The organism is Ruegeria sp. G10 (assembly GCF_056533645.1).
In genome coordinates, this window is record NZ_JBQFOQ010000003.1 from 206,744 (window position 1) to 230,789 (window position 24,046).

At 58.9% G+C, this 24,046-nt stretch carries 25 protein-coding genes; 12 read left to right on the forward strand and 13 right to left on the reverse strand.

The window, feature by feature from the left end; translation table 11 throughout:
• Nucleotides 1–42 precede the first annotated feature (42 nt).
• The 9 genes from ACR0KM_RS07915 to mdh form a co-directional block, all read right to left on the reverse strand.
• The gene (locus ACR0KM_RS07915; RefSeq protein ID WP_480823551.1) at nt 43–435 is read right to left on the reverse strand and encodes an MAPEG family protein; all 393 of its coding nucleotides are present in this window, start codon (nt 433–435) and stop codon (nt 43–45) included.
• A gap of 126 nt (nt 436–561) precedes the next feature.
• Nucleotides 562–831 (reverse strand): hypothetical protein, encoded by a 270-nt coding sequence (locus ACR0KM_RS07920; protein ID WP_480823553.1) that lies wholly within the window; start codon nt 829–831, stop codon nt 562–564.
• 2 nt (nt 832–833) lie between these two features.
• The gene (odhB, locus tag ACR0KM_RS07925; protein ID WP_480860200.1) at nt 834–2,348 is read right to left on the reverse strand and encodes a 2-oxoglutarate dehydrogenase complex dihydrolipoyllysine-residue succinyltransferase; all 1,515 of its coding nucleotides are present in this window, start codon (nt 2,346–2,348) and stop codon (nt 834–836) included.
• A 3-nt stretch (nt 2,349–2,351) separates the two neighbouring features.
• Nucleotides 2,352–5,309 carry a 2-oxoglutarate dehydrogenase E1 component gene (locus tag ACR0KM_RS07930; RefSeq protein WP_480823557.1) on the reverse strand — a complete coding sequence of 986 codons (2,958 nt, stop codon included), beginning with the start codon at nt 5,307–5,309 and terminating at the stop codon, nt 2,352–2,354.
• Nucleotides 5,306–5,845, reverse strand: coding sequence for a DUF805 domain-containing protein (locus tag ACR0KM_RS07935; RefSeq protein WP_480860202.1), 540 nt, complete (start codon nt 5,843–5,845; stop codon nt 5,306–5,308). The genes ACR0KM_RS07930 and ACR0KM_RS07935 overlap by 4 nt, the downstream gene beginning before the upstream one ends.
• 1 nt (nt 5,846) lies before the next feature.
• Nucleotides 5,847–6,578, reverse strand: a complete 732-nt coding sequence (locus ACR0KM_RS07940) for a hypothetical protein (protein WP_480860204.1) — start codon at nt 6,576–6,578, stop codon at nt 5,847–5,849.
• A 3-nt stretch (nt 6,579–6,581) separates the two neighbouring features.
• The gene (sucD, locus tag ACR0KM_RS07945; protein WP_480860205.1) at nt 6,582–7,463 is read right to left on the reverse strand and encodes a succinate--CoA ligase subunit alpha; all 882 of its coding nucleotides are present in this window, start codon (nt 7,461–7,463) and stop codon (nt 6,582–6,584) included.
• An 82-nt stretch (nt 7,464–7,545) separates the two neighbouring features.
• Nucleotides 7,546–8,739, reverse strand: a complete 1,194-nt coding sequence (sucC, locus tag ACR0KM_RS07950; RefSeq protein WP_480860207.1) for an ADP-forming succinate--CoA ligase subunit beta — start codon at nt 8,737–8,739, stop codon at nt 7,546–7,548.
• Between the two features lie 562 nt (nt 8,740–9,301).
• Nucleotides 9,302–10,264: a malate dehydrogenase gene (gene mdh / locus ACR0KM_RS07955; protein WP_480860208.1), complete on the reverse strand. Its 963-nt coding sequence runs from the start codon at nt 10,262–10,264 to the stop codon at nt 9,302–9,304.
• A 161-nt stretch (nt 10,265–10,425) separates the two neighbouring features.
• Between mdh and ACR0KM_RS07960 the strand changes: the two genes are divergently transcribed.
• The gene (locus ACR0KM_RS07960) at nt 10,426–11,181 is read left to right on the forward strand and encodes a sulfite exporter TauE/SafE family protein (protein ID WP_480860209.1); all 756 of its coding nucleotides are present in this window, start codon (nt 10,426–10,428) and stop codon (nt 11,179–11,181) included.
• Here ACR0KM_RS07960 and ACR0KM_RS07965 read toward each other — a convergent pair.
• Nucleotides 11,178–11,477: a hypothetical protein gene (locus ACR0KM_RS07965; RefSeq protein WP_480860211.1), complete on the reverse strand. Its 300-nt coding sequence runs from the start codon at nt 11,475–11,477 to the stop codon at nt 11,178–11,180. The two genes, ACR0KM_RS07960 and ACR0KM_RS07965, sit on opposite strands and share 4 nt — an antisense overlap.
• Nucleotides 11,478–11,654: 177 nt before the next feature.
• On the opposite strand from ACR0KM_RS07965, the gene ACR0KM_RS07970 reads away from it, so the two are divergent.
• From ACR0KM_RS07970 to ACR0KM_RS08020, 11 genes are all read left to right on the forward strand, one after another.
• Nucleotides 11,655–12,512: an HpcH/HpaI aldolase/citrate lyase family protein gene (locus tag ACR0KM_RS07970; protein WP_480860212.1), complete on the forward strand. Its 858-nt coding sequence runs from the start codon at nt 11,655–11,657 to the stop codon at nt 12,510–12,512.
• Nucleotides 12,513–12,518: 6 nt separating this feature from the next.
• Nucleotides 12,519–13,073, forward strand: a complete 555-nt coding sequence (locus tag ACR0KM_RS07975; protein WP_480860214.1) for an NnrU family protein — start codon at nt 12,519–12,521, stop codon at nt 13,071–13,073.
• 12 nt (nt 13,074–13,085) lie between these two features.
• Nucleotides 13,086–13,292, forward strand: coding sequence for a DUF1737 domain-containing protein (locus ACR0KM_RS07980; RefSeq protein ID WP_480823575.1), 207 nt, complete (start codon nt 13,086–13,088; stop codon nt 13,290–13,292).
• A complete protein-coding gene (locus ACR0KM_RS07985) occupies nt 13,292–14,320 on the forward strand; it encodes a MaoC family dehydratase (protein ID WP_480860216.1) in 1,029 nt (342 codons plus the stop codon). Before ACR0KM_RS07980 ends, ACR0KM_RS07985 begins: the two co-directional genes overlap by 1 nt.
• Nucleotides 14,321–14,380: 60 nt before the next feature.
• Entirely contained in the window at nt 14,381–15,049 is a 669-nt protein-coding gene (locus ACR0KM_RS07990) for a DUF1194 domain-containing protein (RefSeq protein WP_480823688.1), read from the forward strand.
• A 204-nt stretch (nt 15,050–15,253) separates the two neighbouring features.
• Nucleotides 15,254–15,640 (forward strand): succinate dehydrogenase, cytochrome b556 subunit, encoded by a 387-nt coding sequence (gene sdhC, locus ACR0KM_RS07995; RefSeq protein WP_480823581.1) that lies wholly within the window; start codon nt 15,254–15,256, stop codon nt 15,638–15,640.
• Nucleotides 15,641–15,652: 12 nt separating this feature from the next.
• A complete protein-coding gene (gene sdhD / locus ACR0KM_RS08000) occupies nt 15,653–16,024 on the forward strand; it encodes a succinate dehydrogenase, hydrophobic membrane anchor protein (RefSeq protein WP_480823583.1) in 372 nt (123 codons plus the stop codon).
• An 18-nt stretch (nt 16,025–16,042) separates the two neighbouring features.
• Nucleotides 16,043–17,848 (forward strand): succinate dehydrogenase flavoprotein subunit, encoded by a 1,806-nt coding sequence (gene sdhA, locus ACR0KM_RS08005; protein ID WP_480860217.1) that lies wholly within the window; start codon nt 16,043–16,045, stop codon nt 17,846–17,848.
• A gap of 12 nt (nt 17,849–17,860) precedes the next feature.
• Nucleotides 17,861–18,640, forward strand: coding sequence for a succinate dehydrogenase iron-sulfur subunit (locus tag ACR0KM_RS08010; protein ID WP_480470895.1), 780 nt, complete (start codon nt 17,861–17,863; stop codon nt 18,638–18,640).
• A 488-nt stretch (nt 18,641–19,128) separates the two neighbouring features.
• Complete coding sequence (locus ACR0KM_RS08015; RefSeq protein WP_480823587.1) at nt 19,129–19,269, forward strand: hypothetical protein; 141 nt, start codon at nt 19,129–19,131, stop codon at nt 19,267–19,269.
• Between the two features lie 701 nt (nt 19,270–19,970).
• A complete protein-coding gene (locus ACR0KM_RS08020; RefSeq protein WP_480860219.1) occupies nt 19,971–20,834 on the forward strand; it encodes an urea carboxylase-associated family protein in 864 nt (287 codons plus the stop codon).
• A gap of 12 nt (nt 20,835–20,846) precedes the next feature.
• On the opposite strand, the gene deoD is transcribed toward ACR0KM_RS08020, so the two are convergent.
• The 3 genes from deoD to ACR0KM_RS08035 all read right to left on the reverse strand — a co-directional run bounded on the left by deoD (nt 20,847) and on the right by ACR0KM_RS08035 (nt 23,956).
• A complete protein-coding gene (gene deoD, locus ACR0KM_RS08025) occupies nt 20,847–21,557 on the reverse strand; it encodes a purine-nucleoside phosphorylase (protein ID WP_480823591.1) in 711 nt (236 codons plus the stop codon).
• Between the two features lie 18 nt (nt 21,558–21,575).
• Nucleotides 21,576–21,893 carry an H-NS histone family protein gene (locus tag ACR0KM_RS08030; RefSeq protein WP_480860220.1) on the reverse strand — a complete coding sequence of 106 codons (318 nt, stop codon included), beginning with the start codon at nt 21,891–21,893 and terminating at the stop codon, nt 21,576–21,578.
• A gap of 95 nt (nt 21,894–21,988) precedes the next feature.
• Nucleotides 21,989–23,956, reverse strand: coding sequence for a methylmalonyl-CoA mutase family protein (locus ACR0KM_RS08035; protein ID WP_480860222.1), 1,968 nt, complete (start codon nt 23,954–23,956; stop codon nt 21,989–21,991).
• Nucleotides 23,957–24,046 lie beyond the last annotated feature (90 nt).

Genomic DNA, 24,046 nt, shown 5'->3' on the forward strand with positions numbered 1-24,046 from the left:
TGTGTCTCGACCGCGCCCGTGTCAGGGCGCGGCAGTCAGGCCTTACAGGGCCATAAGGTATAGATAAACGGTTGCAAGAAATCCTGCCAGCCAGACAAGCGTGCGCAGGAACGGGACCGGGATGGCCAAAGCGTAGACCGGGACAAAGACGAGGCGCGCGATCAGGAAAATCTGCGCCGCCAGCAGCGTCCCGGACGTGAAGCCATCCTTGACGGCAAGGATCAGCACCGCAGGCGCAAACAGCGCCATCGCCACGACCGAGTTCGACAGCGTGCGCTCGACCCGTCCGGCAACCCCGGTCAGCGGCGGCATGTCATCCCGCGCGCCACCCAGCGTCATCAGCCCGACCTGTGACATGGCGGTCAGGACGTTCAGCAGGATGATCACCACGACCAGCAGGCCATAAAGCGCAAGAATGGAAAGTTCCGAAGACATGTTCACATTTCCTTTTTCAATGAGTGTCCGGGTTCGGGACTAACATCTCCAAGGCTGATGGGCAGGCGGGGCTCACGCGTAAGTGCAACGGCGTGTGCAGGAGAGAGCCCCTGCACACGCAGGATGTCAGACCGGTTCTAGCAGCTTAACCTGAATATGGGCCACGCCGCCACGTTCGTGATGCATGGACAGTTCTTCCGAGTCGAAGAACCTGCGCGCCCTTTCAAGGTCCGCCACCTCGAACATCGCAACCGCATGGTCGCGCTGGTCGGGGTCTTTCCAGACATGCAGGTCGCGGATGCCCGCAGCCTTGCGCATGGGCTTGTCCTCGCGGAACACTTTCAGCCAGGCGCTGAAATCGGCCACATCGGCCTGCCAGAGTACATGTGTTGCCATGATCACAGATCCATCAGCAGACGGCGCGGATCTTCCAGCGCCTCTTTCACGCGCACAAGGAAGGTGACCGCGCCTTTGCCGTCCACGATCCGGTGATCATAGGACAGGGCCAGATACATCATCGGACGGATCTTGATCTCACCATTGATGACCATCGGGCGGTCCTGGATCTTGTGCATGCCCAGAATGCCCGATTGCGGCGGGTTCAGAATGGGCGAAGACATCAGCGAGCCGTAGACGCCGCCATTCGAGATCGTGAAGGTGCCGCCCTGCATCTCAGCCATGGACAGCTTGCCGTCACGGGCGCGCTTGCCCTTTTCGGCAATGGCTTTCTCGATCGCTGCGAAGGACATCGAATCCGCATCCCGGATCACCGGAACCACAAGACCCTGCGGCGTACCGGCAGCAACGCCCATATGGACGAAGTTCTTGTAGACGATGTCGGTGCCATCAATCTCGGCATTGACCTCGGGCACTTCTTTCAGCGCGTGGCAGCAGGCCTTGGTGAAGAAGGACATGAACCCCAGACGCACACCATGCTTCTTCTCGAACTGGTCCTTGTACTGGTTGCGCAGGGCCATCACCTCGGTCATGTCCACCTCGTTATAGGTGGTCAGGATTGCGGCGGTGTTCTGGGCATCCTTCAGGCGCTTGGCGATGGTCTGGCGCAGACGGGTCATGCGCACACGTTCTTCGCGCGCAGCATCATCGGCAGCGACAGGTGCGCGCGGAGTTTGGGCAGCGGGGGCGGGCACAGCCGCCGCAGGCGCTGGGGCCGTAGCCGTTGCAACCGCTTTTGCCACATCCTCTTTCATGATGCGCCCGTCGCGGCCCGTTCCGGTGACCTGATCTGCCGAAAGACCGGCCTCGGCCATGGCTTTCTCAGCCGAGGGCGCGTTGGCCACGTCCTTGCCACCAACAGAGTCGCCCCCATTCGCCGGGGCAGCCGCCGCCGGAGCCGCAGCAGCACCCGCTGCCGCGCCCGAGATCACCGCCAGCTTGGCGGTGGCATCCACGGTCGCACCTTCGGGCGCTACGATTTCGGCCAGAACACCTGCAGCCGGGGCCGGAACCTCAACCGAGACCTTGTCGGTCTCCAGCTCACACAGCATCTCATCCTGTGCCACGGCGTCGCCGACCCGCTTGAACCATGTCGAAACGGTCGCCTCGGTCACGGATTCACCCAGCGTGGGCACCATCACATCGACGCTGCCACCCGACGCTGCGGGGGCCGCAGCAGCAGAGGCCGGGGCCGCCGCCGGGGCAGGGGCCGCGCCTTCACCCGCCGCAATCGTGGCCAGCAGGGCGTCGACACCAACGGTCTCACCTTCGGCGGCTACGATCTCCCCCATCACACCCGCGGCGGGCGAGGGCACTTCGACCGTGACCTTGTCGGTCTCAAGCTCACAGAGCATTTCGTCCACGGCCACAGCGTCACCGGGTTTCTTGAACCACGTTGCAACCGTGGCTTCGGTGACAGATTCGCCAAGCGTGGGAACACGAACTTCAATCGTCATCGTTTACTTTCCTTTGAGGCTCAGCGCTTCGTTCACCAGCGCTTCTTGTTGGAATTTGTGTTGGCTGGCCAGACCCGTCGCGGGCGAGGCCGAGGTGGCGCGACCAGCATAAACCGGACGCGTATGTTTGGCTTTGATCCGGGTGAGCACCCATTCGATATTGGGCTCGATAAAGGTCCAGGCGCCTTGGTTCTTGGGTTCTTCCTGACACCAGACCATCTCGGCTCCTTTAAAGCGCTCAAGCTCGTTGATCAGCGAGTGCGCGGGGAAGGGATAGTATTGCTCGATCCGCATCAGATAGATGTCGTCGATGCCACGCGCATCGCGTTCTTCCAGAAGGTCGAAATACACCTTGCCGGAACACATGACGACGCGCTTGATCTTGTCATCGGACACCAGCTTTGTATCCGAATTTCCTTTCTGCGCATCATCCCACAGTACCCGGTGGAAGCTGGAACCTGTGGTGAAATCATCTGCCGTGCTGACCGCCAGCTTGTGCCGCAGCAGTGACTTTGGCGTCACCAGGATCAGCGGCTTGCGGAAGGTCCGGTGCAGCTGTCTGCGCAGGATGTGGAAATAGTTCGCAGGCGTCGTACAGTTGGCCACGATCCAGTTGTCCTGACCGCACATCTGCAAGAAGCGTTCAAGCCGGGCGGACGAGTGTTCCGGGCCTTGCCCCTCAAACCCGTGCGGCAGCAGGGTGACCAGACCGGACATACGCAGCCATTTGCTTTCGCCCGAGCTGATGAACTGGTCGAACATGATCTGCGCACCATTGGCGAAATCGCCGAACTGCGCTTCCCAAAGAACCAGCGCGTTGGGTTCGGCCAGCGAATAGCCATACTCGAAACCCAGAACTGCATATTCGGACAGCATCGAGTCGATCACTTCGTATTGTGACTGCCCTTTGCGGATGTTGTTGAGGGGATAATACCGTTCTTCGGTTTCCTGGTGGACAAAGCCTGAATGGCGTTGGCTGAATGTGCCGCGGGTGGCATCCTGACCGGCCAGACGCACGGGGTACCCTTCTGTCAGCAACGAGCCGAAGGCCATCGCCTCACCCGTCGCCCAGTCAAAGCCTTTGCCGGTTTCGAACATCTGTTTCTTGTGGTCCAGCAGACGGCCCACGGTCTTATGCAAAGCAAATCCGTCCGGAGCCTGTGTCAGCGCGCTTCCGATTTCGGCCAGAGTATCGGGGGTGATCGCCGTATCGCCCCGAACATATTCGTCCTTGTTCTTGTCCAGGTGCGACCAGCGCCCATCCAGCCAGTCGGCCTTGTTGGGTTTAAAGTCCTTCCCGGCCTCGAATTCGTTGTTCAGATGCGCCTGGAACGCGGCTTTCATATCCTCGATCTCGCCCTCGGGGATCAGCCCATCCTTGACCAGACGTTCGGTGTACAGCGACAGCGTTGTCTTATGCGTCTTGATCTTCTTGTACATGATCGGGTTGGTGAACATGGGCTCATCGCCCTCGTTGTGCCCGAACCGGCGGTAGCAGAAGATATCCAGAACCACGTCCTTGTGGAACTTCTGGCGGAACTCGGTCGCCACCTTGGCGGCATGCACCACCGCCTCGGGGTCGTCGCCATTGACGTGGAAAATCGGGGCTTCAACCATCAGCGCGATATCCGTGGGATATGGGCTGGAGCGGCTGAAATGCGGCGCTGTAGTAAAGCCGATCTGGTTGTTCACCACGATATGCATCGTACCGCCGGTCTTGTGTCCGCGCAGGCCGGACAGGCCAAAGCCTTCGGCCACCACGCCCTGCCCGGCAAAGGCTGCATCGCCATGCAGCAGGATCGCCATGACCTTGGTGCGGTCAGTGTCCTTCAGCTGATCCTGCTTGGCGCGCACCTTGCCCAGCACCACCGGGTTCACCGCCTCAAGGTGGCTGGGATTGGCGGTTAGCGAGAGGTGGACGCTGTTGCCGTCAAACTCGCGGTCGCTGGAGGCACCGAGGTGGTATTTCACGTCGCCCGAACCATCCACGTCCTCGGGCTTAAAGCTACCGCCCTGGAATTCGTTGAAGATGGCGCGATAGGGCTTGCCCATCACGTTGGCCAGAATGTTCAGACGGCCACGGTGCGGCATCCCGATCACGATGTCGCTCAGGCCCAAGGCGCCGCCGCGCTTGATGATCTGTTCCATAGCGGGGATCAGCGCTTCGCCACCGTCCAGACCGAACCGCTTGGTGCCCATGTATTTGACGTGCAGGAATTTCTCAAAGCCCTCGGCCTCGACCATCTTGTTCAGGATCGCCTTGCGGCCTTCCTTGGTGAACTGGATTTCCTTGCCAAAACCCTCGATCCGTTCCTTCAGCCACGCGGCCTCTTCGGGGTTCGAGATATGCATGTATTGCAGCGCGAACGTGCCGCAATAGGTCCGCTTCACGATCTCGACGATCTGGCGCATGGAGGCCATCTGCAGGCCCAGCACGTTGTCGATAAAGATCGGGCGATCCATGTCGGCATCGGTGAAGCCATAGGTCTTTGGGTCCAGCTCAGGGTGTGTGCTGGCCGCGCGCATGCCCAGCGGGTCCAGATCAGCGGCCAGATGGCCCCGGATGCGATAGGCGCGGATCAGCATCAGCGCCCGCAGACTGTCCAGCACCGCGCGCTTGATCTGGTCATCGCTGACCGCAACTCCCTTGGCGGCGGCCTTGTCCTTGATCTTCTTACCTGCGGCCTTGGCATCAATCTCGGCCCATTCGCCGGTCAGCGCCCCGGTCAGATCATCACTGGGCATCGGAGGCCAGTCGGTGCGCGCCCAAGACGGCCCTTCGGCCTCGCGCTGCACATCCGGCGTGGCATCACCCATGGCCTTGAAGAACTCGACCCAGGCGGCATCCACCGCGCCGGGGTTCCGGGTATACTGGGCATAGAGCTGCTCCAGATACTCGGCGTTATGCCCCTGCATGAAGCTTGAGGCATGAAACTGGTCGTTGGGCGAATGTTCGGTCATGGGGTTACCTCATATGGGTTGGGACCGTATTGGTTGGTGCCCGGCTGGCTGGGGCGGGACAGCCACCACAGCACCAGGAGGGGTGACACTGTGAGAACGATCAGTGTCGGAATGACTATAAGCAGGGTTGCACGGGTGAACAGAATGTCCAAAGCCCCGCCATGGAACTGACTGGCAAGGCCAATTCCAAAGAGCAAAACGGCCAGGGCACCCAGGATCAGTAAGATCGGCAGCAGCGCATAAAATCCGCTGCGTCCGGTGTCGTGCATCCTCCGGAACGAAACGGCCAGATGCGGGAAGAAGACGATCAGGGTCACAATGGACTGCACCGGCCCCGAGGACGTGGCGGTGACGGATTTCGAAGTCTCGGTCTCGGACACCGCGACCTGAGTGAAGAACTTCAGGTCGATGAAACCTGCGATGATGCTCCAGATCACGATGAAGAGGAAAAAGAACCAGTATTCGGGCCGCGAGGCGCGTCCCGAGAAGGTGAAGAATTTCGAGAAACAGGTTCGGATGGCGTCAGAGAAGGTCATGCTAATTTGCCTCCTCATATTCGCCCTTGTAGTCGGGAGAAATTGTGATGTTTGCGGGCATTAGGAGTTCTCTGAACGGCGCGCCAAACAGTCTTTTGTCCGAACTGTCTGTCTTCGCTGTACCCAACGCCCTAAAAAATGCGTCCAATTCAATCAGAGATATTGCGGTCGTTGCATTGTCTTCGCGGCCCAGTATCAAAGAAACGATATTGGTTCGGGCGTGCATCCCCCCACCAAGGCCATCTTTAATTGCAGAATAAACGATCCATTTTGGCCCCGCGAAGGCGCAATACTGGCGACCTTCTTCTACCCCAATCAATGCTAGCTGGACGTCGCCGTACACAAACGCTGGTTGATTCGGGCCGAGCGCGGAGTTTCCGAGGATAGATGCCGCCATGAAATACGCATTCTCGACAGTGTAGGCCAGATCAGTCTCGTCGATTGAGAATGCCACGCGGTTCGAAACAACTACAGGCGCTGGGCCGCGTTCAGATACGCCCCAGCCTGCTTTGGTTAATGCGTCACGCGCAGAATCGAGATTTTCGAAGCCGATTGAGCATAGCTTCGCCGCCGCCAAAAATGCCTGCTCACTTTCTTCGGTGGGTTCTTCTGCTGCCGCAGGGGAGCCAACGCTTGCAAGGCAAGCTAAAATAAGACTTGTCCCGGAACGAGCAATGCGTTCCGGGAGCGTGTGTAGCCTGCAAAAAGCAGAATTTATCGCTTTTGCAGGCATCAATCAGCCAATCGCTTCCAGCACAGCCTCACCCAGCGTCGCCGGGCTTTCGGCCACGACGATACCGGCCGAGCGCATGGCTTCGATCTTGTCCTCGGCACCGCCTTTACCACCGGCAACAATCGCGCCCGCGTGGCCCATGCGGCGGCCCGGAGGGGCTGTGCGGCCCGCGATGAAACCAGCGGTGGGTTTCGAGCGGCCCTTCTTGGCCTCATCCGCCAAGAATTGCGCGGCTTCTTCCTCGGCCGAGCCGCCGATCTCACCGATCATGATGATCGAGTGGGTCTCGTCATCGGCCAGGAACCATTCCAGCACGTCGATATGCTCGGTGCCTTTGATCGGGTCGCCGCCGATGCCCACGCAGGTGGACTGGCCCAGACCCACATCGGTGGTCTGCTTGACGGCCTCATAGGTCAGGGTACCCGAGCGGGACACAACGCCGACCGAGCCGCGCTTGTGAATGTGGCCGGGCATGATGCCGATCTTGCAGGCATCGGGCGTAATCACACCGGGGCAGTTCGGCCCGATCAGGCGCGACTTGCTGCCTTCCAGCGCACGCTTGACCTTCATCATGTCCAGAACCGGGATGCCTTCGGTGATGCAGACGATCACTTCCATCTCGGCATCAATCGCTTCAAGGATCGAGTCCGCTGCGAAGGGCGGCGGCACGTAGATCACCGAGGCATTGGCCTCGGTCACATGCTTGGCTTCGTGGACCGAGTTGAACACGGGCAGGTCAAGATGGGTCATCCCGCCTTTGCCGGGGGTCACGCCGCCGACCATGTTGGTGCCATAGGCGATGGCCTGTTCGCTGTGGAATGTGCCCTGTGAGCCGGTAAAACCCTGACAGATCACTTTGGTGTTTTCGTCGATGAGGACTGCCATCTGGCGTTCTCCTTTGTAGGGCGGGGTTCAGCCCGCCGAAATCTTGGGAAAGGTGGGCCGAAGCCCACCCAACGGGATGGCATCAGCCCTTGACGGCCTTCACGATCTTCTCGGCACCGTCTTTCAGGTTGTCCGCCGCAATCACGTCCAGGCCAGAGGTGTTGATGATCTCTTTGCCTTTCTCGACATTCGTGCCTTCCAGACGCACGACCAGCGGAACCTGCAGGCCGACCTCTTTCACCGCGGCAACAACGCCCTCGGCAATCACATCACAGCGCATGATGCCGCCGAAAATGTTGACCAGAATGCCTTTGACCTGCGGGTCCGAGGTGATGATCTTGAACGCCTCGGTCACTTTTTCCTTGGTCGCACCACCGCCCACGTCGAGGAAGTTGGCAGGCTCGGCCCCATAGAGCTTGATGATGTCCATCGTGGCCATCGCCAGACCGGCACCGTTGACCATGCACCCGATCTCACCATCCAGCGCGATGTAGTTCAGGTCGTATTTCGAAGCTTCCAGTTCCTTGGGGTCTTCCTCGGTCGTGTCGCGCAGCTCGGCAATATCCGGGTGGCGGTAAACCGCGTTGCCGTCAAAGCCGACCTTGGCGTCCAGCACTTTCAGGTCGCCCTTGTCCGAGATGATCAGCGGGTTGATCTCCAGCATCTCCATGTCCTTCTCGACGAAGGCGTTATAGAGCTGGTTCATCAGTTTGACGCATTGTTTGACCTGCGCGCCTTCCAGTCCCAGCGAAAAGGCGATGCGGCGGCCGTGATAGGCCTGATAGCCGGTCGCCGGGTCAACCGAGAAGGACAGGATTTTCTCGGGCGTCGCTGCAGCCACCTCTTCGATATCCATGCCGCCTTCGGTCGAGCAGACAAATGAAATGCGGCTGGTCTGGCGATCCACCAGCAGAGCCAGGTAAAGCTCGCGCTCAATGCCCGAACCGGCCTCGATATAGATGCGATTCACCTGCTTGCCTGCCGGGCCGGTCTGATGCGTGACCAGTGTGCGGCCCAGCATCTTCTTGGCTTCTTCGGCGGCCTCTTCCACCGACTTGGTCAGACGGACACCGCCTTTTTCCCCGGCATCCACCTCTTTGAACGAGCCCTTGCCGCGTCCCCCCGCGTGGATTTGCGCCTTGACGACCCACAGGGGTCCATCCAGTTCACCGGCTGCGGTTTTGGCTTCCTCGGCGCGCAGAACCGCGCGACCGTCGGAGACCGGAGCGCCATAGCTGCGCAAAAGAGCTTTGGCCTGATATTCGTGAATATTCATCGAAATTGTCCCGTCTGACTACGATTACCCCGTTATAGGGGTGTCTAAGGGCCAAGTTTAAAGAGTTTTTTGACGTGTCACGGGAAATTGCAGAAGATTTTCAGTATTTGTGATCACGGTTTTTTGGGGTGTGATCACAAAAAAATACACAGGCGTGTATTGCGCTAGTTTTTCAGAAAGTATCGATTCTGCAAAAAACATAGATAGAATGAAATCCCTCCTGCCAAGAAAAGTGGCGCGGTTCGCATCACGGCTGCGAGCAACGGGTCCATCACGGTTGGATTTCCTCCATCGACTCCGAGCGCGATGAAAAATATCGGGATCAGCCCGGCCCCACGCACGATGCATTGAGCCGAGTAGGCCTTAAGAACTGTTGTGATAATGCCCTGAGGTTTGTCATATCAAAAAAGTAAGAGTGCGGACAAAGCCAAGACATAGAAAGTGGGCCTCAGTGTTATCAAGAAGATGGTGGTGAACACTATAACTTCTCTTTCTATGGTCAAGAAAAGAGAAATGCGCGCCCGAAGACGCGCATTCACCCTTTGGTCTGGAATTCCAGACCTTATGCCAGCGAGCTATCGATGCCCTTGCAGGCTTCGATCAGACCTTTCACAGCATTCACTGAGTTGTCGAAGCCGGCCTGCTCTTCTTCGTTGAGCTTGATGTTGACGATGCGCTCGATGCCGCCAGCGCCGATGACGGTGGGAACACCCACATACATGCCTTCAACACCCAGTTCGCCATCGCAATAAGCGGCACAGGGCAGAACGCGTTTCTGGTCTTTCAGATAGGCCTCGGCCATTTCGATCGCCGAGGTGGCAGGCGCGTAGAAGGCCGAGCCGGTTTTCAGCAGGCCAACGATCTCGGCACCGCCATCACGGGTGCGCTGCACGATGGCGTCCAGTTTCTCTTGCGTGGTCCAGCCCATCTCGACCAGATCGGGCAGGGGGATACCGGCGACGGTGGAATAACGTACTGACGGGACCATCGTGTCGCCGTGGCCGCCCAGAACGAACGCGGTGACATCGCGCATCGAGACGTTGAACTCTTCCGACAGGAAGTGGGCGAAACGGCCTGAATCCAGAACGCCCGCCATGCCGCATACCTTGTTGTGCGGCAGGCCCGAGAATTCGCGCAGGGCCCAGACCATCGCGTCCAGCGGGTTGGTGATGCAGATGACAAATGCATTCGGCGCGTTGGCGGCGATGCCTTCGCCGACCGATTTCATGACCTTCAGGTTGATGCCCAGCAGGTCGTCACGGCTCATGCCCGGTTTGCGCGGGACACCGGCGGTCACGATGCAGACATCGGCACCTGCGATGTCTTCATAGGACTGCGTGCCTTTCAACTTGGCGTCGAACCCTTCCGAGGGGCCGGATTCTGCGATGTCCAGCGCCTTGCCTTCGGGCGTACCTTCGGCGATGTCGAACAGAACGACATCCCCAAGTTCTTTCATTGCTGCGAGGTGGGCGAGCGTGCCGCCGATCTGACCTGCGCCGATCAGCGCGATCTTGGGTCTGGCCATTTGGATTATCTCCGGTCGGTTTTGAAATCGCGGTTTTGCTAGTCGCAAAAACGACGCTGCGCAAGCCTCCTGCGGCGCGGCATGCCACCGCATACCGTTTGCACAGCCTGTACCGATTGCGCTAAACCGCCTGCGAGACACGCCTATTCGCGGATCACCCTATGTTCGAAATGAATCTGATGTTTTTTGCGGTGGCGATCCCGGCGGTGATCTTTGCCGGCATATCGAAGGGCGGTTTCGGCTCGGGCGTGGCCTTCGCGTCATCCTCGATTCTGGCGTTGATCCTGACGCCAGGGCAGGCTTTGGCGCTGATGCTGCCGATCCTGATGGTGATCGATGTTGCCACGCTGAAACCCTATTGGAAACGCTGGAGCTGGCCGGATTCCCGCCTGCTGATCCTGGGCGGGGTGCCGGGGGTTGCGCTGGGTGCCTGGTTTTATCGTGTCACGGATGACGACCTGCTGCGGCTGCTGATCGGAGGAATTTCGGTCGGCTTCGTCGTGTGGCATGTGGGCCAGTCCAGGGGCTGGATCCGTGGCTTTGCAAACCGCCTGCCGCCCCCGGCTGGTTTGTTCGCGGGGCTGGTTGCGGGGTTCACCAGCTTTGTCAGTCACGCGGGCGGGCCGCCCGCCGCCGTCTATCTGTTGTCCCAGCGCCTGTCCAAGACCGAGTTTCAGGCCTCGACCGTGCTGGTCTTCTGGGTGATCAACGCGGTGAAGTTCGTGCCCTTCGCCTATCTGGGCCTGTTCACATGGCACACCGCGCTGGCTGATCTTCTGCTGACCCCCTTCGCCATCCTTGGCGCATGGCTGGGCGTCCGGGCGCATTTCATGCTCTCCGAACGCCTGTTCTTTGGTATCGCTTATGTGTTGCTGACATTGACCGGCACGAAACTGATCTGGGACGCCCTGACCTAAGCGTTGGGCGGCAGGGCCTCGGTCAGCGCCTCAAAGGACCGCCCCGAGGCGATCAGGCAGGTCACACCGTCGGGCAGGGTCACGGTGATCGTCCAGCTTCCGCTCTGGTCCGACGCAAACACCTCCATCACTGCACCTTGACGGGCGATGCCGATGCTGCGCCGGGTCTCGCCATAGGTTTCGATCAATCGCTTTATCACGTCGCTTCGCGGCGCGCAGTTCTGTGCACTGACCTGCTGCGCAGCCAGTACCATGATCCCCAGACCGATTGTCATCTTCAGCAGTATTTTCTGCATCTCACACCCCATTCGTTTTCATCGCAAAAACAGGGTGCAACCGACAAAGCGATATCGCGTTAAGGCAACGCACGTTGCGTCACGGCGCCGAAATGCTGCGCTGCGGCGATTTTGCGCTTGAACTTTCCGTCAAAAAATGCCCCATTCCGCGCAACATTATTTCTTTGGGAGAAGCCAATGGACCCGCGCCAGCGTCCTTATCGTTCCGTTCTCTATATCCCCGGTTCACGGGACCGCGCGCTGGACAAAGCCCGTAGCTTGCCGGTGGATGCGATTATCTTCGACCTTGAAGATGCGGTGGCCGCGGACGAAAAAGACAACGCACGCGAAACGCTCAGGGCTGCGCTGGCTGCAGGCGGCTATGGGGCGCGGGTCAAGATCGTGCGCATCAACGGGTTGGACACAGAATGGGGCCGGGCCGATGCCGAAGCCGTGCGCGACATGGACGCCGATGTGGTGCTGCTGCCCAAGGTGAGCGCGGCCGCCGATGTGGATGCGCTGGCGGCGATCACGGGCGATCTTCCGATCTGGGCGATGATGGAAACCCCACGCGGCATGCTGAACGCAGCCGAAATCGCGGCGCATCCACTGATGGCAGGCTTTGTCATGGGTACGAATGATCTGGCGAAAGAACTTCAAACCCGTTTCCGCCCCGACCGCTTGCCGATGATGACCTCGCTGGGCCTGTGCCTGCTGGCGGCCAAGGCCGAAGGGCTGATTATTGTCGATGGTGTTTATAATGCCTTCAAGGACACCGACGGGCTGGCCGATGAATGCGCACAGGGCCGCGATATGGGCTTTGACGGCAAGACGCTGATCCACCCCGCACAGGTCGATGTCGCCAATGCAGCCTTCGCGCCATCAGAGGTTGAGATCGACCTGGCCCGCCGCCAGATCGCCGCTTTCGAGGAAACCGAAGCGCGTGGGCAAGGCGTGGCTGTTGTCGATGGCAAAATTGTTGAGAACCTTCACGTTGTAACTGCCCGCGAAACTCTGGCAAAAGCAGAGGCGATAACAGCATTGCAAGCGGGGTAAGCCAGCATGGGCTTTGTTCTTCTGATCCTTGGTGTGGCGCTTTGGTGGGCCGCACATCTGTTCAAACGTGTGATGCCCGAACGGCGCGCCGCCATGGGCAACGCGGGCAAGGGCGCGGTTGCGCTGGCGCTGGTCGCGGCGATCTTGCTGATGATCTTCGGCTATCGCATGACCGATTTCGTCTATGTCTGGGCACCGCCGACCTTCCTGATCCACCTCAACAATCTCTTGATTCTGCTCGCCTTCTTCCTCATGAGCCCTGCTGGCCAGAAGGGGCGCGTGCTGCACAAGCTGCGTCACCCGATGCTGGGCGGCTTCAAACTCTGGGCCTTTGCGCATCTGCTGGTGAATGGTGATCTGGCGTCGATCATCCTGTTCGGTGGCTTGCTGGCCTGGGCCGTGGTCGAGGTCATCGTGATCAACAAATCCGAACCTGACTGGACTCCGGGCGAACCCGGTACTTATGGCAAGGATGCGATGTTCTTTGTGGGCTCGATCGTGCTGTTGGGCGTGGTGGGCTACATTCATGGGCTGGTCGGCCCGTCACCGTTTGGTGGGTAAGGGGCGGATAACATGGCGAAACTTTATCGTTTGCTGACCGAGGAAGACACCTCGGCCTTCTGTCACAAGGTCTCGGACGCGCTGGCAAAGGGGTGGGATCTGTACGGTGACCCCTCATACGCCTTTGACGCGGCCAACAACGTCATGCGTTGCGCGCAGGCTGTGACCAAAGAGGTTCAGGCCGACTACACAGCAGACATGAAACTGGGACAACAATAATGGCAAAAACCAATCCGGATAACTTCTTCGAGGATTATTCCATCGGGCAGGTGCTGCACCACGCAGTCCCGCGCACTGTGACGGATGGCGAGCGCGCTTTGTACCACGCGCTCTATCCCGCCCGCCATGCGCTCTATTCCTCGGACGAGTTCGCCCGGAATTGTGGCCTGCCGCAAAGCCCGATCGATGATCTGGCGGCGTTCCATGTGGTCTTTGGCAAAACCGTCCCCGACATCTCGCTGAACGCGGTCGCCAATCTGGGCTATGCCGAGGGGCGCTGGCTGCAGCCGGTCTATCCCGGCGACACCTTGCGGTCGGAATCCGAGGTGATCGGGTTGAAACAGAACTCCAACGGGAAAACCGGCGTGGTCTGGGTGCGCACGCGCGGGATGAACCAGCGCGATGAGGCGGTCATTGAGTATGTGCGCTGGGTCATGGTGCGCAAATCGAATTTGGATGCACCTGCGCCTGATACGGTTGTACCCGCATTAAAACAGGCGCTGGATGTTGGTGATCTGGTAGTGCCCGCGGGGCTCGATCTTTCGAACTACGATTTTGTGCAATCCGGCGAGGCGCATCGCTGGGGCGACTATGAGGTCGGAGAACAGATCGACCACGTTGATGGCGTCACTGTTGAAGAGGCCGAGCACATGCTGGCCACGCGCCTGTGGCAGAATACGGCCAAAGTGCATTTCGACCTGACGTTCCGCCCCGAGGGTCGGCTGATTTATGGCGGCCACGTGATCTCGATGGCGCGGGCGCTGTCGTTCAACGGGCTGGCCAACGCGCAGATGATCGTGGGACTGAATGGCGGCGCGCACGCCAACCCCTGTTTCGCGGGTGACACGATCAAGGCATGGTCCGAGGTCTTGGGCAAGGCAGAAACAGGCGTACCGGGCGTCGGGGCTGTGCGCCTGCGGTTGGTAGCGACCAAAGGCGGAGAACCGTTTGCCCTGCGCAACGAGGATGGCAAATATCTGCCCGGCGTGTTGCTGGATCTGGACTATTGGGCGCTGATGCCGATGTAACCCCGCTGACATTCAATTGATCGCGGTCCGCGAAATCCGTGATACGCTGGTCGCATGATGATGGTGCGCGCGTTTGTGGCCAGTCTCTGTCTGGCCTCGCAGGCTTATGCCTGTGATTTGGCTTTGGCTTTGGCGGTTGACGTTTCCGGCTCGGTCGATTCCGAGGAATATCGTATCCAGATGGATGGCCTGGCCGCCGGCCTGCGCGATCCCATTGTATCCGAGGCGCTGGTACGTGGGCAGGCTCAGCTGATGCTGGTGCAGTGGACCGGCAGTTCGCGCCAGCGGGTCACCATCCCATGGACCCGGATCGACAGCTTCGCAACCTTGGACAGCTTCGCCGAACAGGTGGCTAACGATCCGCGTGTGTGGCGCAATTTCTCGACTGCGATCGGCGAGGCGCTTGAAATGACAATCTCGCATTTTGACAGTGTAGCAGACTGTGCCCGTCACCTGATCGATCTGTCCGGCGACGGGATTTCCAACGAGGGTGTCGAGCCGGTGAAACTGCACCCTAAACTGCGGGATCGCGGAGTGACCGTGAACGCCATTGCCATTGAAGAAAGCGAACCCGACCTGACCGCCTATTTCTTTGAGAATGTTATCGTGGGCGAGGGTGCCTTTGTCGTCTCGGCCGCCGGATTCGCCGATTACCCCGAACGTATCCGCAAAAAATTGCTGCGCGAAGTGACGCAGCAGACGGCGGACCTGAATCGCGGTCGTCACTAGATTCGTGATCACATAGCTTTTCCCTTGAAAACGCTAACATTGGCGGCGCTGAATGCGATTTGTGATCACGCAAAATGTGGTCGTGATCACAAACAGATTTTATCGCGCGATTTGCGCTGGATTTAACGCTTTTTGCACCTGCAGCGCGTGACAGTGTCGCAAAAAACAGTAAAACGTTCGGTAGCCAACCGAAAAGGAGCCGCCATGGCCGATGTAAATCGGGGCAATCGCCCGCTTTCGCCGCACCTGTCGATCTATCGTCCTCAGTTGACGTCGGTCACGTCCATCCTGACCCGTATTACCGGAAATGCGCTCATTGTTGCGGCACTCCTGATCGTCTGGTGGTTTCTGGCCGCAGCGACCTCTCCCGAAGCGTTCGAACGGGCGAACTGGTGGCTCACATCGGTGCTGGGCGATCTGGTGATGGCGCTGTCGCTTTGGGGGCTGTGGTACCACACACTGGCCGGTGTCCGGCACCTGATCTGGGACAATGCGGTGGGGCTGGATCTGCCGACTGCGATGAAGCTGGGCTGGGCGGTTGTTATCGGCTCGGTCGTTCTGACCCTGCTCACCCTGCTGATTGTCGCGTAAAGGAGTTTACTTATGCGTTATCTGACGGACCGCAAACGCGCGACGGGTCTTGGGTCGGCCAAGGCAGGTACTGCTCATTTTTGGCGGATGAAGGTCAGCTCGGTGGCATTGCTGATCCTTGTTCCGCTGTTCATTTTCACATTCGGCCCGGTACTGGGTCAGCCGTATGACGTGGTGTTGGACTATTACTCGCGCCCGTTCCCGGCGATTGTTGCCGCGCTGACCCTTGTGGTCAGCATGAAACACTTTGCCGAAGGCGCGCAGGTGATGCTTGAGGATTATGTCCACGGGACCATGGAAAAAGTCTTGATCATCCTGACGACTTGCCTGTCGTACGGCGCGGCCGCGGCTGGCCTCTTCGCCATCGCGCGCATTGCCCTTTAATTCCCGGAGCTGAAAGAAATGGCTGCTTACGAATACGAAACGCATGAATATGACGTGGTCGTTGTTGGTGCCGGTGGGGCCGGGCTGCGCGCCACGCTGGGCATGGCGGAACAAGGGCTGCGTACGGCCTGTGTGACCAAAGTGTTTCCGACCCGCTCGCACACGGTCGCCGCGCAGGGCGGGATCGCCGCGTCGCTGTCGAACATGGGCCCGGATCACTGGCAATGGCATATGTACGACACCGTCAAGGGCTCGGATTGGCTGGGTGACACAGACGCGATGGAGTATCTGGCGCGTGAGGCTCCCAAGGCCGTTTACGAGCTTGAGCACTATGGCGTGCCGTTCAGCCGCACCGAAGAAGGCAAGATTTATCAGCGCCCATTTGGTGGGCACACAACGGAATTTGGCGAAGGTCCCGCTGTGCAGCGCACCTGCGCGGCTGCGGACCGGACAGGCCACGCCATCCTGCACACGCTGTATGGCCAGTCGCTGAAAAACAACGCCGAGTTCTATATCGAATACTTTGCCATCGACCTGATCATGTCCGATGATGGACAGTGTCAGGGCGTCGTTTGCTGGAAACTGGACGACGGCACGATGCATGTCTTCAACGCCAAGATGGTGGTGCTGGCGACTGGCGGTTATGGCCGCGCCTATTTCAGCGCGACCTCGGCCCATACCTGCACCGGTGATGGTGGTGGCATGGTGGCCCGCGCGGGTCTGGCGCTGCAGGATATGGAGTTCGTGCAGTTCCACCCGACCGGCATCTACGGCTCGGGCTGTCTGATTACCGAAGGCGCGCGGGGCGAGGGCGGTTACCTGACCAACTCGGAAGGCGAACGGTTCATGGAGCGTTATGCGCCCCAGTATAAGGACCTGGCACCGCGCGACTATGTCAGCCGTTCGATGACCATGGAAATCCGCGAGGGCCGCGGGCTCGGGGAGGACGGTGATCACATTCACCTGAACCTGAGCCACCTGCCCGCCGAGGCACTGGCCGAGCGTTTGCCGGGTATTTCGGAATCTGCACGGGTCTTCGCTGGGGTCGACGTGACCAAGCAGCCGATCCCGGTTCTGCCGACAGTTCACTACAACATGGGTGGTATCCCAACGAACTATTGGGGTGAGGTTCTCAACCCGACCGAGGACAATCCCACCGCTGTGGTCCCCGGCCTGATGGCCGTCGGTGAGGCCGGGTGCGCGTCGGTCCACGGGGCCAACCGGCTTGGGTCGAACTCGCTGATCGACCTTGTGGTCTTTGGCCGCGCGGCGGCGATCCGGGCGGGCAAGGTCGTGGATGCGGATGCACCCAACCCAGTGCTGAATCAGACATCGGTCGATAAGGCGTTTGACCGGTTTGATGCGGTGCGCAACGCAAGCGGTGCGGTTCCGACGGCTGATCTGCGGCTTGAGATGCAAAAGACCATGCAGTCGGATGCGGCTGTGTTCCGGACGTCGAAAACCATGGCTGAGGGCGTCGAGAAGATGACTGCCATCGCTGCCAAGATGGACGACCTGAAAGTCTCGGACCGCAGCCTTGTCTGGAACAGCGACCTTATGGAGTCGCTGGAACTGACCAACCTGATGCCAAGTGCGCTGGCCACTATTGTCGGTGCAGAGGCCCGCAAAGAATCCCGCGGCGCGCACGCGCATGAGGATTTCACCGAGCGTGACGACGAAAACTGGCGAGTACATACCGTCAGCCGGGTCGAGGGCAACAAGGTTGACCTCAGCTATCGCCCTGTCATCGTTGATCCGCTGACCACCGAAGATGAAGGTGGCATCAGCCTTAAAAGAATCGCGCCCAAGGCGCGCACGTTCTAAGGAGAGGAACTTATGGTACAACTGACCCTCCCCAAGAATTCCCGGATTACGACCGGAAAAACCTGGCCCAAACCCGAAGGTGCGACCAACGTGCGCAAGTTCCAGATTTATCGCTGGAACCCGGATGATGGGCAAAATCCGCGTGTCGACACCTATTTCGTCGACATGGACACCTGCGGCCCGATGGTTTTGGATGCGCTGATCAAGATCAAGAATGAGATCGACCCAACCCTGACCTTCCGTCGGTCGTGCCGTGAAGGGATCTGTGGGTCCTGCGCGATGAACATCGACGGGATCAACACGCTGGCCTGTATCTATGGGATGGACGAGATCAAGGGCGACGTGAAGATTTACCCGCTGCCGCACATGCCCGTGGTCAAGGACCTGATCCCCGACCTGACGCATTTCTATGCGCAGCACGCCAGCATCATGCCGTGGCTGGAAACCAAGACCAACCGCCCGGCGAAGGAGTGGAAACAGTCCATCGAAGATCGCAAGAAGCTGGACGGTCTGTATGAATGCGTCATGTGCGCAAGTTGCTCAACCTCGTGCCCCAGCTATTGGTGGAATGGCGACCGCTATCTTGGCCCCGCCGCACTGCTGCACGCCTACCGCTGGATTATCGACAGCCGTGATGAGGCCACAGGTGAGCGACTGGATGAGCTTGAGGATCCCTTCAAGCTGTATCGCTGCCACACCATCATGAATTGCGCCAAAACCTGCCCCAAGGGTCTGAACCCGGCCAAAGCGATTGCTGAGATCAAAAAGATGATGGTCGAGCGGGCTGTGTAACCACAGTTCAGGTCGAAGAAGAAATCCGGGGCTGAAGCGCCCCGGATTTATTCGTGTTCTGCGGGTATTGAATGGCTGGAGAACATCAATGCCCCAAACACCAATCAAGGTTCTGACTGTCGCATCGATCAGTGCTCTTTCCGCATGTAGTGGATCGAACAGCAGTCGAGCTGAGTTCGCCTTTAAGCAAGTGGATTGCGCCAGCCAAGCCGGGATTGAGGGGTCTTTTACCACCCAGTACGTCCTTCAGAATGGGAAGCAAACCGAAGTCTTCGTTCCCGGAAATGGTGTGACTGACGCGCAAGCCGCGAAGGCAAATGCCTGCATGGCTGCATAACCTTTGCAAAGCATCGGGCTGGCAGAGGTATCTGCTGGCCTTGTATGTATTTTGAGCATACCCCGCCTGCAAAAAGATCTGATGTGCCCGGCATCCGGTCCGAATATCTTTGCGTTGGGGAGGAGTGATGACACATTACGGGATCACTTCGATGAGCGCAGACAAAAAGAAAACCGATGCGGCCAAAGCCCTTGAGCTCCTGGAACAGGCGTGGGCTTATTACACACCCGAACCTAAGGTTCCAGCTTTCGAGGACGCGCCGGAGTTGTTCGAATACGCGCGTGCCGCCTAAAACCTCTGTCCGGTCTTGAAAAACTGCTGACAATCGGCAAAGCAGAAGGATGCCAGTCCTTCTGCTTTTGCTTGCTGCCGGTGTTATTGCCTACTTCTATTGGCGCTCCCGAACCTCGTCGCTGACGCGCGAATGCCGGTGGCGACAGCACCGCGATGCGCATCAATGGCGCTGCAGTTTCTGTGGTGCCGTTTCACAATCAGATGAAGAACCCACGCGGTGCCTCAAGGGGCAGGGCTGATATCCAACGGGCTTTTGCGCTGATTGACTTTGAGCGAGCTCCGGGTGCCGGTGGGTACCTTGCAAACCTGCTCACCCAGATAAACTGATATTGTGTGACGCTCCGCTCTTGCCTGTACGACGACCGCGAAACAGGACCTGACAAAGGATGTGGAAGATAACTTGGCGCACTTAGCCTGCGCATCCGAATGGATGCAGCGTGGTGAGGTACCCCGTATGTCCTAAAACTATGACCTGTGATGTAAAAGAAGAAGCGTTATCCAAAGCGCCAGCAGTCAGCTTTGACGCGCATCTGATGCGAGCGGGACCCTTGTCTAGGGGGAGCATTCCAAGCACTCTTGAGGTTTTTCCGATTTGAGTGGCTTTAAATCGCCACATGGTGCACGCGTTGTGATCGGTTAAGTCTGTTTCTGCATGGCTTTGGGCTTTTACGTCATCACGAACTAGGTCAATCTCGAGCCATGACAGATTCTCAGAACACCCCTCAACCGCCGAATGACGCGGACGCCCGCCGTGTGGTCGCGCCTGTTATTTGCTACCCCACCGATGGGTTGCCCAAGCCCCCTCTGGCGCTGTACCAGGCGGCTCGGGAAACGGCGCAAAAAACAGACGAAGTGTTGGTTCCAGCGCGTGACGCGCGTTGTTTCCAAGTGCCTGCCGGGCATTTCTTTCGCATCACCTCGGTCGAGGGGCCGCAGGTTGGCGACCTCAATCTCTGGAATCTGAATGACCTGTCCGAAAGATTCTATTCCGGCAAGACACGTGCGCTGCATGGCACGCATCTGACAACGGGCGAGCAGATGTGGTCGAGCTTTCCGCATATGCGCCCGATGGCGACCATCGTTGCGGATACGCTGGGCTGGTATGGCATCGATGCGTTCGGCGGTTCGGTCCATGATGTGATTGGTACGCGCTGCGATCCATATACAGGCAATTTGCTTGCCGGGACCCAGTACCATCATTGCTGCCATTCAAACCTGACCCGTGCTTTGGCAGATCATTTGGCCATCCCGCTGGCCGAGGCGGAACCGGCCGTACATGATGTTCTGAACGTGTTCATGTGTACCGGGTTCACCCGCGATACCGGTCAGTACTTTATGAAGGCCTCGCCTGTTCGGCCTGGTGACTATCTGGAATTCTTCGCCGAGATTGATCTGCTGGGGAATCTCAGTGCCTGCCCGGGTGGTGACTGCTCATCCGAGCATTCCTCGGATACCGCGCCATGCCACCCTTTGCTGGTCGAGGTTTTTGCGCCTGCCGATGGCGCATTGGCGGGCTGGCGCAGCCCTGCGCGCAATGCTTATGATCGCACGCATGGGCGTTAGTGTTTGGGCGTGTCAAGTGGTTGGGAAAGCCGCCTCAAGCGCGATTTCGACCATGTCGCCAAAGCTGCGTTCTCGATCAGATGACGGCAGCGCTTCGCCAGTCAGCAGGTGGTCCGAGACCGTCAGGACCGCCAACGCACGGCATTTATGGCGCGCCGCAAGGATATAAAGCTCGGCCGCTTCCATCTCGACACCCAGAACACCGTGGCGCACCATTTGCTCGTTCAGGTCCGGGCGTTCGTCATAAAAGACATCCGAGGAATAGATACCGCCGACATGGGTACGCGTGCCTTTGGTTTCTGCCGCCCGTGCCGCGGCCTGCAGCAGGCCCCAATCCGCGCAGGGGGCAAAGTTCAGCTCTTTCAGGATGCCGCGCGATGGGGTGCTTAGCGTGGTCGACGTCATCGCGAGGATGACATCCCGCACATTGACGCTGTCCTGCATACCTCCGCAGGACCCGATGCGAATAAGCGTTTTCGCCCCGTAATCCCGGATCAATTCGTTAACATAGATTGAGAGCGAGGGCATACCCATGCCGCTGCCCTGAATGGTTACCGCATTCCCATTCCAGGTGCCGGTAAATCCCAGCATGCCACGTACGTTATTGACCTGTCTTACGTTTTGCAAAAATGTCTCGGCTGCCCATTTTGCCCTATAGGGATCGCCCGGCAAAAGAACGGTTTCGGCAATTTCACCTTTTTCGGCGCCAATATGTATTGTCATTTTCGCAAATGCCCCGGTTCAGATTTCAAGGTCTGCAAGATCGGTGCCGGCATCCAGCGCATCATGCACCCAGCGCGGTTTGCGACCCCGACCTGTCCAGGTTTGTTCGGCATTGTCGGGGTTACGATATTTCGGCTTGGCTTTTGGTGTCTTCCCGGACTTCGGGCCGTCTGACGACAATTCAGACAGCGAAAACCCGAATTCAGCAGCCGCTTTTTCCGCAGCTCTTAATGCTTCTTTACGTTCGCGTGCCTCGGCGCGCTTCATTGCCTTTTCGATGTCATTACGCAAATCGATGAGTTCTTTGCGCGACATTTTTTCAAGATCAATTGCCATTCTTTTTCCCGTCCGATTTAATCCCAAGGCGCTGGCTTTGGTAAATCGAAATTGGGAAATGGTCTATTGCTTTTTTCGGCTTGGTCTGGGTGCCCTTACTCTGCAGCCATATTTTTTGGGTCGGCCAACGTAACGATATCGTCCATGATGGCGTTTAGCTCGAAATTCTTGGGCGTATAGATTTTGGCGACGCCCATGGCGCGCAGCGCATCGGCATCTTCATCGGGGATGATCCCGCCGACGACCACGGGGATGTCGCTCAGGCCTTCTTCGCGCAGGCGGTTCATCACGTCCTGTACCAGAGGCAAATGGCTGCCTGACAGGATAGACAGACCGATGACATGCGCGTTGTCTGCGCGTGCGGCGGCGACAATCTCTTCGGGTGTCAGGCGAATACCCTCATAACTGATATCCATGCCGCAATCGCGGGCGCGGAAGGCGATCTGTTCGGCCCCGTTGGAATGCCCGTCCAGCCCCGGCTTTCCGACCAGAAACTTCAAGCGACGCCCCAGCTTGTCACTGACGGCGTCAACCGCGGCGCGCAGATCGTCCAACCCTTCGGTCTTGTTCGAGACAGATCCTGAAACGCCGGTCGGGCCTCGGTAAGTTCCGTAGGCCTTGCGCATTTCCTCGGCCCATTCGCCAGTGGTGACGCCCGCCTTGGCCGCAGCGATGGATGGGGCCATCACATTCGCCCCGGTCGCGGCTGCTTCGCGCAGGTCCTGCAGAGCTGCGGCAACGGCGGCTTGGTCGCGCCCCGCGCGCCAGTCGTTCAGACGCCCGATCTGGTCCTGCTCGACGGCGGGGTCGACCACCATGATGCCGCCATCTTCGGTCTGCAGGGGCGAGGGCTCACCCTCGGTCCATTTGTTTACTCCGACCACTATCGTCTCATTGCGTTCGATCCGGTTCAGACGCTCGGCGTTCGAATCCACCAGCCGCGACTTCATGTATTCGATCGAGGCGACGGCCCCGCCCATCGACTCCAGATTTGCCAGCTCTGCCCGAGCGCCTTCCTTGAGTTCCTCGACTTTGGCATCAACCGCCGGATTTCCATCGAACAGGTCGCCATATTCCAACAGGTCGGTTTCATAGGCCAGAATCTGTTGCATCCGCATCGACCATTGCTGATCCCACGGGCGCGGCAGGCCAAGCGCCTCGTTCCATGCGGGCAACTGCACGGCGCGGGCGCGGGCTTTCTTGGACAGAGTCACGGCCAGCATCTCGATCAGGATGCGATAGACGTTGTTTTCGGGCTGCTGCTCGGTCAGACCCAGAGAATTCACCTGAACGCCATAGCGGAATCGGCGGAACTTAGGGTCCTCGACACCATAGCGTTGTTGCAGGATTTCATCCCAAAGATCGACAAAGGCGCGCATTTTGCACATTTCGGTAACAAACCGGATGCCCGCGTTCACAAAGAACGAAATCCGCCCGCACAGCGCCGGGAAATCCTCGGCCGGGACACGGGGGCGCAGCTCGTCCAGAACGGCGATGGCGGTCGCCAACGCATAGGCCAGTTCCTGTTCGGGCGTCGCGCCGGCCTCTTGCAGGTGATAGGAACACACATTCATCGGGTTCCATTTCGGCACGTTGGAATAGCAATATTCGGCCACATCCGCGATCATCTTCAACGACGGTTTCGGCGGGCAGACATAGGTGCCGCGGCTCAGGTATTCCTTGATCAGATCGTTCTGAACCGTTCCCTGCAGCTTGGACACATCCGCGCCCTGTTCCTCGGCAACGGCGATATAAAGCGCCAGCAACCATGGCGCTGTCGCGTTGATCGTCATCGAGGTGTTCATCTGCTCCAGCGGGATTTGGTCGAACAGCATCCGCATGTCGCCCAGATGACAGACGGGGACACCCACCTTTCCGACCTCACCGCGCGCCAGCGTGTGGTCGCTGTCATACCCGGTCTGGGTCGGCAGGTCGAAAGCCACCGAAAGCCCGGTTTGCCCTTTCGCCAGATTGGCACGATAGAGCGCGTTCGACGCTTGGGCGGTCGAATGCCCGGCATAGGTTCGGATCAGCCAGGGGCGGTCTTTCTGCGTCTGCGTCATCGGGTGGGCCTCGTGGGTCAGTGAGCAACAAAATTACGTCAATAGGTGATAAATAGTAATTTTCAGCATATGTCAATTCGCTGCGTCGCG